The 10,179-nt window shown below is 48.0% G+C and carries 14 protein-coding genes; 7 read left to right on the top strand and 7 right to left on the bottom strand.

Annotation, left to right across the window (positions count from 1 at the left end; all coding sequences use genetic code 11):
- A partial coding sequence (locus MPL1_RS12695) for a methyltransferase domain-containing protein (RefSeq protein ID WP_009727539.1) occupies nucleotides 1–400 on the bottom strand: 400 nt, incomplete at its 3' end.
- A 352-nt stretch (nucleotides 401–752) separates the two neighbouring features.
- On the opposite strand from MPL1_RS12695, the gene MPL1_RS12690 reads away from it, so the two are divergent.
- From MPL1_RS12690 to hisI, 6 genes are read left to right on the top strand one after another with little or no spacing between them, the layout of a single operon-like run.
- Complete coding sequence (locus tag MPL1_RS12690; protein WP_009727538.1) at nucleotides 753–1,202, top strand: SufE family protein; 450 nt, start codon at nucleotides 753–755, stop codon at nucleotides 1,200–1,202.
- Between the two features lie 37 nt (nucleotides 1,203–1,239).
- On the top strand, nucleotides 1,240–2,373 hold the full coding sequence (locus MPL1_RS12685; RefSeq protein WP_009727537.1) for an NAD(P)/FAD-dependent oxidoreductase: 1,134 nt from the start codon (nucleotides 1,240–1,242) through the stop codon (nucleotides 2,371–2,373).
- The gene (locus tag MPL1_RS13650; RefSeq protein WP_009727536.1) at nucleotides 2,367–3,356 is read left to right on the top strand and encodes an arsenic resistance protein; all 990 of its coding nucleotides are present in this window, start codon (nucleotides 2,367–2,369) and stop codon (nucleotides 3,354–3,356) included. The genes MPL1_RS12685 and MPL1_RS13650 overlap by 7 nt, the downstream gene beginning before the upstream one ends.
- A 12-nt stretch (nucleotides 3,357–3,368) precedes the next feature.
- Complete coding sequence (locus MPL1_RS13645) at nucleotides 3,369–3,929, top strand: LbetaH domain-containing protein (protein ID WP_009727535.1); 561 nt, start codon at nucleotides 3,369–3,371, stop codon at nucleotides 3,927–3,929.
- Nucleotides 3,930–3,934: 5 nt separating this feature from the next.
- A complete protein-coding gene (locus MPL1_RS12670; RefSeq protein WP_009727534.1) occupies nucleotides 3,935–5,329 on the top strand; it encodes a dihydroorotase in 1,395 nt (464 codons plus the stop codon).
- Complete coding sequence (gene hisI / locus MPL1_RS12665; protein ID WP_009727533.1) at nucleotides 5,319–5,816, top strand: phosphoribosyl-AMP cyclohydrolase; 498 nt, start codon at nucleotides 5,319–5,321, stop codon at nucleotides 5,814–5,816. The genes MPL1_RS12670 and hisI overlap by 11 nt, the downstream gene beginning before the upstream one ends.
- Nucleotides 5,817–5,893: 77 nt before the next feature.
- Here hisI and pqqA read toward each other — a convergent pair whose 3' ends face one another.
- From pqqA to MPL1_RS12640, 6 genes are all read right to left on the bottom strand, one after another.
- Nucleotides 5,894–5,965, bottom strand: a complete 72-nt coding sequence (gene pqqA / locus MPL1_RS13505) for a pyrroloquinoline quinone precursor peptide PqqA (protein WP_081443609.1) — start codon at nucleotides 5,963–5,965, stop codon at nucleotides 5,894–5,896.
- Between the two features lie 121 nt (nucleotides 5,966–6,086).
- Nucleotides 6,087–6,452 carry a hypothetical protein gene (locus MPL1_RS12660; protein WP_040577172.1) on the bottom strand — a complete coding sequence of 122 codons (366 nt, stop codon included), beginning with the start codon at nucleotides 6,450–6,452 and terminating at the stop codon, nucleotides 6,087–6,089.
- 13 nt (nucleotides 6,453–6,465) lie between these two features.
- Entirely contained in the window at nucleotides 6,466–6,948 is a 483-nt protein-coding gene (locus tag MPL1_RS12655) for a hypothetical protein (protein WP_009727531.1), read from the bottom strand.
- A 9-nt stretch (nucleotides 6,949–6,957) separates the two neighbouring features.
- Nucleotides 6,958–8,340: an ATP-dependent RNA helicase DbpA gene (dbpA, locus tag MPL1_RS12650; protein WP_009727530.1), complete on the bottom strand. Its 1,383-nt coding sequence runs from the start codon at nucleotides 8,338–8,340 to the stop codon at nucleotides 6,958–6,960.
- A gap of 108 nt (nucleotides 8,341–8,448) precedes the next feature.
- The gene (locus MPL1_RS12645; RefSeq protein ID WP_235045592.1) at nucleotides 8,449–8,934 is read right to left on the bottom strand and encodes a DUF2380 domain-containing protein; all 486 of its coding nucleotides are present in this window, start codon (nucleotides 8,932–8,934) and stop codon (nucleotides 8,449–8,451) included.
- A gap of 46 nt (nucleotides 8,935–8,980) precedes the next feature.
- Nucleotides 8,981–9,427: a hypothetical protein gene (locus tag MPL1_RS12640; RefSeq protein WP_009727528.1), complete on the bottom strand. Its 447-nt coding sequence runs from the start codon at nucleotides 9,425–9,427 to the stop codon at nucleotides 8,981–8,983.
- A gap of 144 nt (nucleotides 9,428–9,571) precedes the next feature.
- On the opposite strand from MPL1_RS12640, the gene MPL1_RS12635 reads away from it, so the two are divergent.
- Complete coding sequence (locus tag MPL1_RS12635) at nucleotides 9,572–10,147, top strand: hypothetical protein (protein WP_009727527.1); 576 nt, start codon at nucleotides 9,572–9,574, stop codon at nucleotides 10,145–10,147.
- Nucleotides 10,148–10,179 lie beyond the last annotated feature (32 nt).

Raw genomic sequence — 10,179 nt, 5'->3', positions numbered from 1 at the left:
TGGTGTTGGCCGCCAGGCTGGCATCATGCACAGCAAGATCATCGGACGCCGTCTGTTGCCAGCTTTGTTGGATGACATTGAGTTGGAATGGCCATATTGATTGGTGAGCCGTCAGGTAATCGGCAAGGAAAGCGTTGGGTTCTATTGCTGTCCACTGGGCATTGTTTTCCAGGATGCGACGGCTGACAGTGCCAGCCCCAGCACCGATGTCCAATAACTGCGCCTGCTTACCGACCAATTCAAGCAAGGTATTGCCCAGTTTTTCTGCATAATCAGATTGCTCAATGCCTTTGAGATAGTAGGCGGCTTGCTGGTCATCCCAGATCTGTGGCGTATTCCCAGCAAGGTGCAGAGCTGCAGATGCTATTGGTTTGAGCTCAGTGCTTGTGGCTGGTTTCATGTTTACCTCTACCAATATTGTTATGATGTATCGTATCTATTTATAGTCACCTTTTATCTCCGTTACCAATGGACTTACATCGTTACGATGTCAGGAAATATGCTTGATGACAGGGCTTGGTTATCAGCGACACCTGAAAGAGATGCGAGCAGAAATTGATCGGCAACCCATGCAATGGCCGGTATCTGATATGACCCATATAGATGGTTCTGGAACGTTGCTTCGTTGCAGGTTGTGAGTCAAACATTTGGTATCTGGAATCACAATACATAGATATGTTATAACATATCAATAAAAAGATGAAGTTCCAGAATTTATCCGTTCCAACTACCCTAAAAGCTAAGAATATTTAATGAGTCAGACGAATCATCATCAGAACATTACAGACTGCCAGACACAGATTATCAATGATTTTCAACACCTTGGAGAGTGGACAGAACGTTATGGTTATCTAGTCGATCTGGGACGCCGCCTCGATAAAAGTTTTACCGGCCAAAAGTCAGAAAACAACCGCTTATACGGCTGTCAGGCCAGTGTCTGGATTGATTCAAAATGTGATGACAAAGGTGTTTTGCATTTTGACGGCACCAGTGATTCGTTGATTGTTGCCGGTTTGATGGCGTTAATGTTCAAGGTGTATTCAAGCAGACGGCCAGAGGAAGTGATTGATTGCCCTCCCCGTTTTTTACATGAGACGGGGTTGTTGGCAAATCTCTCAACACAGCGCGCCAATGGACTGTCGTTGATGTATGAACGCATACAAAGCTTTGCTGCCGACTGTCTGCCGGCAGGCGCTCATTAAATGGATCACTTTTTTCAGTGCTCGAGGGAATTTGCTGATGGAACAGTCAAAGCCTGACTATGATGTGGTGATTGTGGGTGCTGGCGCTGCCGGCATTGGCATGGCGCTGACTCTGCAAAAAATACCTGGGCTGAATTTTATCGTACTGGATAGTGGCCGCATTGGTGAGTCATTTCATCGCTGGCCAGCACAAACCCGTTTTATTACACCGTCTTTTCACAGCAACCCTTTTGGTCTGGCAGATCTGAACAGTATCACTGCTGCTAGCTCGCCTGCGGTCTTTGCCAATGCTGAGCATCTGAGCGGAGCACAATATGCAGCTTATCTTGCCTCACTGGTCAGCCAGCACAAAGTACCGGTTCAAACACACTGCAAAGTCCACCATGTATCTGCCGACAAGGCCCAGGGATTCTTGCTGGAAACAGCCAATGGTCAAATACATAGTCGTTTTTTGATTTGGGCGACAGGCGAATTTCAGTTTCCTGATTTAACGCCATTTCCCGGTGCAAATTATTGCCCGCATTATGCACAGGTCAGCGACTGGTCAGATTTTCGCACTGGTCACTACACCGTGATTGGTGGATATGAAAGCGGTATCGATGCCAGTGTCAATTTGATCAAATCTGGATGTGATGTACGGCTTTTGGTCAGACAGACCAGTTGGGATAGTCACAACTCTGATGATCCAAGTATCTGCCTGTCGCCTTATACCAGAGAAAGACTTCACCAAGCTTTGCTCAGTGAACGACTCGACGTTTGCTTTGATGTGGATGTGACACAAGTCGCTGCCAACGAAGATGGCCAATTTCGCATAACAGCAAGAGATGGACGGCACTGGCAAACAACACAGGCGCCAATTCTGGCGACAGGTTTTATAAATGGCGGCGGTGCCCGGCAGATAGCTGAACTCTGGGCCTGGAGTGATGAAGGTGATCTGCTGGTCAGCGAAGCCGATGAATCCACCCGAACTCCCGGATTATTCCTGGTCGGCCCGCAATTACGACAGGAAGAACGAATTTACTGCTTTATCTACAAGTTCAGACAACGTTTTGCAGCACTTGGCACCAGCTTGGCGCAGTGTCTGCAACTCGATGCGCGAGCTTTGCAGGGTGACAACATGCCCTGGGGCCCATTTGGCAATAACGAATGCTGCGGAGACTGCGAATGTTAGCCACGATTAGCAATATCAACAAATTGGGCATCAATGGTATTTCCCTGCTGATGCTGTTCAGTATCCTGGCCGGCGCCATGATTGGTTATATTTCTCCGGCGAATGGTGAAACGTTTGGCAATCTGATCGACCCTACCCTGTTTGTCATGATCACTTTTTTGCTGTTTGGGGTTCGTTTTGACGAGATCCTGGGCGCATTCAAGCAGCGACGTCTTTTAAGCGTCAGTCTGATCGCCAATTTTGTGTGTGTACCCTTGATTGGCTACAGCATTGCAATGCTGTTATTACCGGATTACCCACTGATCATGGTCGGCATGATGATTTATTTTATGTCGCCATGCACCGACTGGTTTCTTGGCTTTACTCGGATTGCCGAAGGCAATGTCTCTATGGGATCGGCATTGATTCCAATCAATATGCTGGTGCAGTTGTTACTGTACCCGTTTTATCTTTTTATCTTCACCAGCAATCATGTGCAGATTGAACCACATCTGATCATCAGCACACTGCTGCAGTGGTTTTTATTACCGCTCATCATCGCGCTGGTATCACGTTATGGCTTGCGCCGCTTGATATCAGCAGCTCAGGTTCAGACGGTGTCCGATCAGGTCAGTCGGTATTTGCCTGTATTGCTGTCATTGCTGGTTGCTGCCATTTTTGCCAGCAATATCACCGTCTTGTTAACGCATAGCAGCGTATTTATCTGGTTGCTGCTCAGTGTGATGATCTTTTTCATTCTGACGTTTGTGCTCAGTGAGCTGCTTAGTCGAGCGTTTCGATTTCCCCACGCCGATCATGCCCTGTTGACGATCACCATTGCCGCCCGCAACGCACCTTTGATGCTGGCAGTGACCATGGTGGCCTTGCCGGGACAACCGCTGATTTATGCCGCCATTGTCATTGGCATGTTGCTCGAGTTTCCGCACCTGACGTTGTTGACACGGTTGTTGCGACGACGCGCCCACCCTATTCCGATAACCTGAAATGAGAACCCCATGATTCGCAAAAACCCGCGCGGCGATCTGCCGCAAATTCATCCCGATGCCTTTATTGATCCCACCGCCATTATCTGCGGCCTGGTCGTCATCGAAAAAAATGTTTTTGTTGGCCCGTATGCCGTTATTCGCGCTGACGAAATCAACGCCGAAGGCGAGATAGAGCCCATCCACATTGCTGCTGATTCCAATATTCAGGATGGTGTGGTCATCCATTCAAAATCAGGTGCCAGTGTCAATATCGGCGAACGGACATCAATTGCGCATCGAGCCATTATCCATGGGCCCTGCACGATTGGCAGTGATGTGTTTATCGGCTTTAACAGCGTGCTGTTTAATTGCCAAGTGGGCAATGGCAGTGTGGTGCGACATAGTACCGTGGTTGATGGCTGTGATTTGCCAGAACTTTGTTATGTGCCGTCCTCAGTTCGCCTTGGCAGTGATACTGATTTAAGCCAGTTTCCACCGGTTTCTGTGGATGCCAGCCTGTTTTCTGAAGATGTTGCTCAAACCAATAATCAATTGGTTCGCGGCTACAAACTCATTCAAAACGAGCTGTAACCCTCATGAGTAATCAGGATTTACACAACAAACTCAATCGGCGTCACGCAGATCTGCTGATTACCGGTGGCAGCGTCATCACGCCCTCAGGTGAAAAACAGATTGATATTGCCTGCCAGAATGGTCGAATTGTGGCCTTGGGTGATCTGCAAGCTGGCTGGACGGCTGAGCAACAGATTATTGCCACCGGACTGCATGTGTTACCGGGCGTCATGGATACCCAGGTGCATTTTCGCGAACCCGGCATGACACATAAAGAAACGCTTGAGGCCGGTACGCGCGGTGCTGTGCTTGGCGGCATTACCGGCGTGTTTGAAATGCCCAATACCCAGCCACTCACCATCAGTGAAGCTGATCTGCAACAAAAACTGGATCTGGCGCACAACAATGCCTGGTGCGACTATGCCTTTTATATTGGCGGCTCTGCGGTCAATGCAACCCAATTGGCTGCACTGGAAAAGTTGCCGGGAGTCTGTGGCATCAAGGTATTTATGGGCAGTTCATTTGGCGATCTGCTGGCGGATGATGACGAGGTGCTCAGACAAATCCTTTCGCATGGAAGTCGTCGCGTCGCTATTCATGCCGAAGATGAATCGCGATTAAGCCAGCGCCGCGAGATCGTTGAACGCAGTCATGATGTACGACAACACCATCTGTGGCGAGATGTAGAAAGCGCATTTTTGGCTACCCGCCGAATTGTGCAACTATCGGAGGAAACCGGCCGGTGTTTGCATGTGCTGCATGTTTCTACCGCTGATGAAATGGAATTTCTGGCACAACACAAACATCACGTCAGCATAGAAGTCACGCCCCATCACCTGACCATGACTGCCCCAGAATGCTATGAACAACTGGGATCACTGGCACAAATGAATCCACCGGTTCGGGAAAAGCATCATCAGGATGCTTTGTGGCAGGCCATTGAAAATGGACTGGTGGATGTGATTGGCAGTGACCATGCACCGCATACGCTTGAGGAAAAAGCCCGCCAATATCCTGACTGTCCCAGTGGCATGACAGGGGTCCAAACCTTACTGCCAATCATGCTCAATCATGTACATGAGGGCAGATTAACGTTGCAACGTCTGGTCGATTTAACCAGTGCTGGCCCTGCCCGTTTGTTTGGTTTGATCAACAAGGGCCGGATTGCCATTGGCTATGACGCTGATTTGAGCATTGTTGATTTGTCGGCCAAACGGACTATCTCCAGTGATTGGATCGCCAGTATCAGCGACTGGACACCTTATGATGGCAAGCAGATTACTGGCTGGCCGATTCATACGATTATTCGCGGACATGTCGTGGTTCGTGACCAAGCTTTGCAGGACAAACCTCCACAGGGCATGCCCATTAAATTTGAACATAGCTGGAAAACAGACGAGATAAATCATGCACACTAAATCTTTTGCAGAAAATCCCATGTTTGCAGCCCGGCAAACCATCGAACAAGTGGAAGAAGGTCATCGACTGGCCCCCAAATTTGATCACGATGGTCTGATCAGTTGCATCACTACCGATCATGCCAGTGGTGAAGTACTGATGCTGGGTTATATGAACGCCGAAGCCTTGCAGAAAACCATTGAAACTGGTGAAGCACATTACTGGAGCCGTTCCAGACAAATGCTCTGGCATAAAGGTGCCACCAGTGGGCTGGTGCAAAAAATCGTGGAAATGCGTGTAGATGATGATCAGGATGCGATTTGGATACGCGTCAATGTTGCGGGCTCAGGTGCCAGCTGCCATGTTGGCTATCGATCCTGTTTTTATCGACGAGTGCCAGTTGCGACTGAATTATCACAAGGCAGTCGACTGATCTTTACCGAAGATCATAAAACCTTCGATCCCAAGGAAGTGTATGGTGATGCCGAGAACCCGACTATTCTCTAGAGCGCTGTTCCCAAAGCACAAAAAAAAGCCCCCGGTATTGCTACCGGGGGCTTTTTTCATCTATTTCGTCAATCGAATTAACGATTGCAGATGTACATTGTGACTTCAAAGCCGAAACGCATATCTGAATATTCTGGTTTAGTCCACATGGTCGTATCCTCGCATCAGTTAACAACAAAGGTGTTACGGTTCATATCTTAGGTGGATGCTGCAATTTTACTTAGCGGAATTTGCTTGATCAGACTCAGGATTTTTCTGAACTGAATCATATCAGTCTTCACTCATCTGCTCGGCAAGCTGACACTGTTCGTATATGCCATCAGCAAAAGCACTGATGGTTTCATACTGCGCCTGAAAATCATCTGGAATTTGCAACTGGTAGGCTTGCAGCAATAAACCACGGGAACGATTGCCAATAGTCTGCTGCATGGCTTCAGCAATGGACATGCCTTCCAGCCGCCAGGTGGCATAGGTACGCGCTTTAGCGCTCCAGGCTTCACAACTTTCCACTTCAACCGCCTGCACTGGCGAAGACAGCATCAACATGCTGGCAAGATAACTCATTTTCATCAAAGGCCCCTTTGATATGACACTGCACCCTGTCAATGACTTGCCATCGCCCTGGGTGATGCTCATCAGAGACTCAGGTTCAGACAAGATTGGGGAATGATTGTATCGGTGGGCTGTGAAGAAAAAGTTGAGAGTTAAGTTGTTCGACAAAGGCCGCATTGATTGTGACCGTTTCATAACGCCAGAAGATAAAACCCGATTCATCAACACGATAGCGCCATTGATAACGGCATTGAATCCAGCCCTGTTCAATGGTCGCCAATAATACAGGCTCAACATTCGACTCAAGCTTCGCCTTGAACTCGACTGTTTGCTTTTGTAAATCAAAACGAAACCGATCAATCAGCAGGAAACGATCATCAACCAGTTGGTAGCGAATTCGATTGACAGTATGATTATCGCCATGCTGATCCAGCAGCACTCGGCCATTAAACAGCTCGGCAACATTAGCAGATTCGATGCTATGGCGATTTGGCAGTTGTTGCCTGGCTGCCACATGCTCGGCAGACTGCTGGGATTTATCCCATTGTTGCAAGGTGATTTGTAAAACCAGTGGGTTCATGCAATGGGTTTATTGAATCTTTCGGGCGCGAATGCTGCGTCCCTTGATTTTGCCTTGTGCCAGATAGTTGATCGCCTGACGCACAGCAGCATTTTCCACGGCGACATAGCTGGACATATCAAAGATGTCGATTTTACCAATTTGCGAGCCTTTCAGACCGGCATCGCCCGTCAACGCGCCGAGAATATCGCCGGGTCGTAATTTGCTTTTTCGACCGGCATCGAGCTGAATGGTGGTCATCGGTGCCTCCATCGTAAACGCTTTGTCACGTCTTAATGATGCCAGCACATCACAGCGGCCAGGCTGCTTGAGCGTGTTTTCAATCGCCATAATACGTGGGGTTTCTGCAGGTGTAACAATGCTCATGGCAATGCCGGTTTCCCCTGCCCGGCCAGTCCGGCCAATACGATGCACGTAAATCTCAGGGTCTCGTGGCAATTCGTAGTTAATCACCATTTCAAGTGCTTTGATATCCAGCCCGCGTGCCGCCACATCAGTGGCAACCAATACTGAGCAACTATTGTTGGCAAAGCGTACCAACACTTGATCGCGATCCCGTTGCTCCAGATCACCATGAATTGGCAGTGCCGTGATGCGATGTTGTTGCAACAGGTTGGCCACTTCATCACATTGCTTTTTGGTATGACAAAACACAATGGCGTTGCGTGGCTGGTAATGTTCAAACAATGCCAACAGGGTGTTGTCACGATCCTGCTTACTCACCTCATAAAACACCTGTTCAATAACGTCCGGCCGGTGTTCGGACTCAACCGTCACCGACACCGGATTATTCTGAAACTGTTTGCTTATTTTTCGGATATCGTCAGGGTAAGTTGCTGAAAACAGCAGTGTCTGTCGCTGCTTTGGTGTCTGGTCGATGATGTCTTGCATGACTTCAGCAAAGCCCATGTCGAGCATGCGGTCCGCTTCATCCAGCACCAGTGTTTTTAGCCCATCCAGTTTCAGCGTGTTTTTACGCAAGTGATCCTGCACCCTGCCCGGCGTACCCACCACAACATGTGCCCCATGTTCTAAAGAACCAATCTGTGGTCCGATGGGTTTGCCTCCACACAACAGCACTAATTTAATGTTGGGCATAAAACTCGCCAGTTTGCGAATTTCCTTGGCCACCTGGTCAGCCAATTCGCGTGTTGGACACAGCACTAATGCTTGCACGCCAAAGAACCGGGGATTAATGGCCTGTAACAAGCCAATACCAAAAGCCGCTGTTTTGCCACTGCCAGTTTTGGCCTGAGCAATCAAATCCTGCCCCTGCAGAATTGCAGGCAAGCTTTGCGCCTGAATCGGCGTCATTTGATGATATTCGAGCGTTTCCAGCGCTTTTAACTGAGCGGCTGAAACAGACAGAGAGGCAAAATCATGATTGCTCATTGGTGAGGACTACCCAGCACAAAGGCCTGCCATAATAACAGAGTCCACTGCTGCCTATCGTACCCAGAGTTTGGCCGTGGTTTACGGCTCTGGGTTATCGAACCCTCATCAAAGTGCTTCCGCTGGCGAATACTGCAAACTGAGATCGCGAATCAGACTGTCCACCGCATGCTGCCAGGCATCATCAGTATTGCCTCTGAAGTTACGGCCAATATGGGTAATCACTTTGTCTTGTTCCGCATCCCTGACTTCGATGTACATGGTTTGCACTAGAATACTCATTCGAAACAGCCAGGGCACTACAACAAAACGTGTTTCTAACTGCCGGGCAAGTTCCAATTCACAGCCATTGCATTGTTGAAGATTGAAAATTGATTCAGCCTTGCTTATAGCCGCTATGCTCTTTTCATCAGACAACACCCTTAATGAAGTCTTTTGATTCAGTTGCTGACGCAGATACTCCGCTGTCTTCTTCATCATGACCTGATCATGCGCTCTCATATGTTCAAGGCTGTCATCGCCTCTTAACTCAATATGCAGGACAATGGTGTCAGGCAGTTGAGGTTCAGCTGTAACTACTTCAGTAAATGCCAAAAAAACACACAACTTAAGAACCGACAAAATTGAAAGAATTTTCATATTACAAAGCTGCCGGCTCAAATTGTTGCTGATAGAGCATTTCAAACTCTTCGAACCCCAACTCAGCAATAATTTCCTGTTGCTCACTCAGAATCTGATACATCACGCCATCTGTGCCACGAATGCTGAATAAGACGACTACAGGCGTGTCTCCACCACATTCCGTGTGGGGTTCTTCATCTGGTTGACTGATGGTGTAACTACCTGTCTGCCGCCTTTCCTTTAATCGTCCATCTGGATGGTAAAGGCAATGTTCGCCTTGGATGACAAAAGTATGATTTACCGCGCAATGTCTATGCAGCACTATTGGGTTGTTGGCAGCAAATCTGAAAAGCACATCAATGACTTTGTTGTCATGATCAACATTCAGAATTGAATATTCAAAATTATCAAAAACATCGAGCCTGCTCCATTTGATATTTGAGTCGTTAAAGACGTAGTCTTGCATTGTTCAGGCCTCATTTAATGATTGACTTTTTCTGATTATATAAATCATAAAAAACCGGGGCGACGGCAAAATGACTGCATTCATCTGGGCATTTTGCCCGTTATTTTGTTGTGTTTGACAGTCGCTAGAAGGATTTTCCGATAAATGATCAGCAAACCCAGCCTGCGGACCTATGTCGTCACTCTGATTCTGATCATTGCAATGAGTTGTCTGATACTGGCATCAATCTGGAGTTTGCATCGAGCCAACGAGGCGTTTTCCTCTGCCAATGAGCGGGCAATGAGTTCAGCGTCCAATCAACTCAAAGTACAAGCCATTCGAATCGCCACCAACACCGGTCTCGCGTCTGCTTTTCCAGATTTAAGTCTGTGGACACAATCACCTGAAGCCCCAGGTGCCTGCTTATCTTTTCACAATCATCTGGACGATGCGGTCTATCATTATTGCAAAGGAGCCAATCACCTTTCCGCCGCCCCTTCCTGGTTTAGTTGGGTGTATCCCAAACTGTTCAGCCTCAAATCACCTGCCATGCAAAGCATCGACTATCGTGACAAAAGTTACGGTGTTTTAAGTCTTCATCCAAGTCACAAGGAAGCGATTACAAACGCTTGGACAACACTTCGAGAGGTGGCCATCGTCAGTACAGTAGTGATCCTGACGACCAGCCTGTTGATGGTGTTTGCCATGAATATTGTTATTCGGCCAAGTCGGAAAATCTGAAAAAGCATAAGAGCCTTATCAAACGACTTATC

The sequence above is a fragment of the Methylophaga lonarensis MPL genome (assembly GCF_000349205.1).
Lineage (GTDB): Bacteria > Pseudomonadota > Gammaproteobacteria > Nitrosococcales > Methylophagaceae > Methylophaga > Methylophaga lonarensis.
This window is presented reverse-complemented; position numbering and strand designations above follow the sequence as displayed.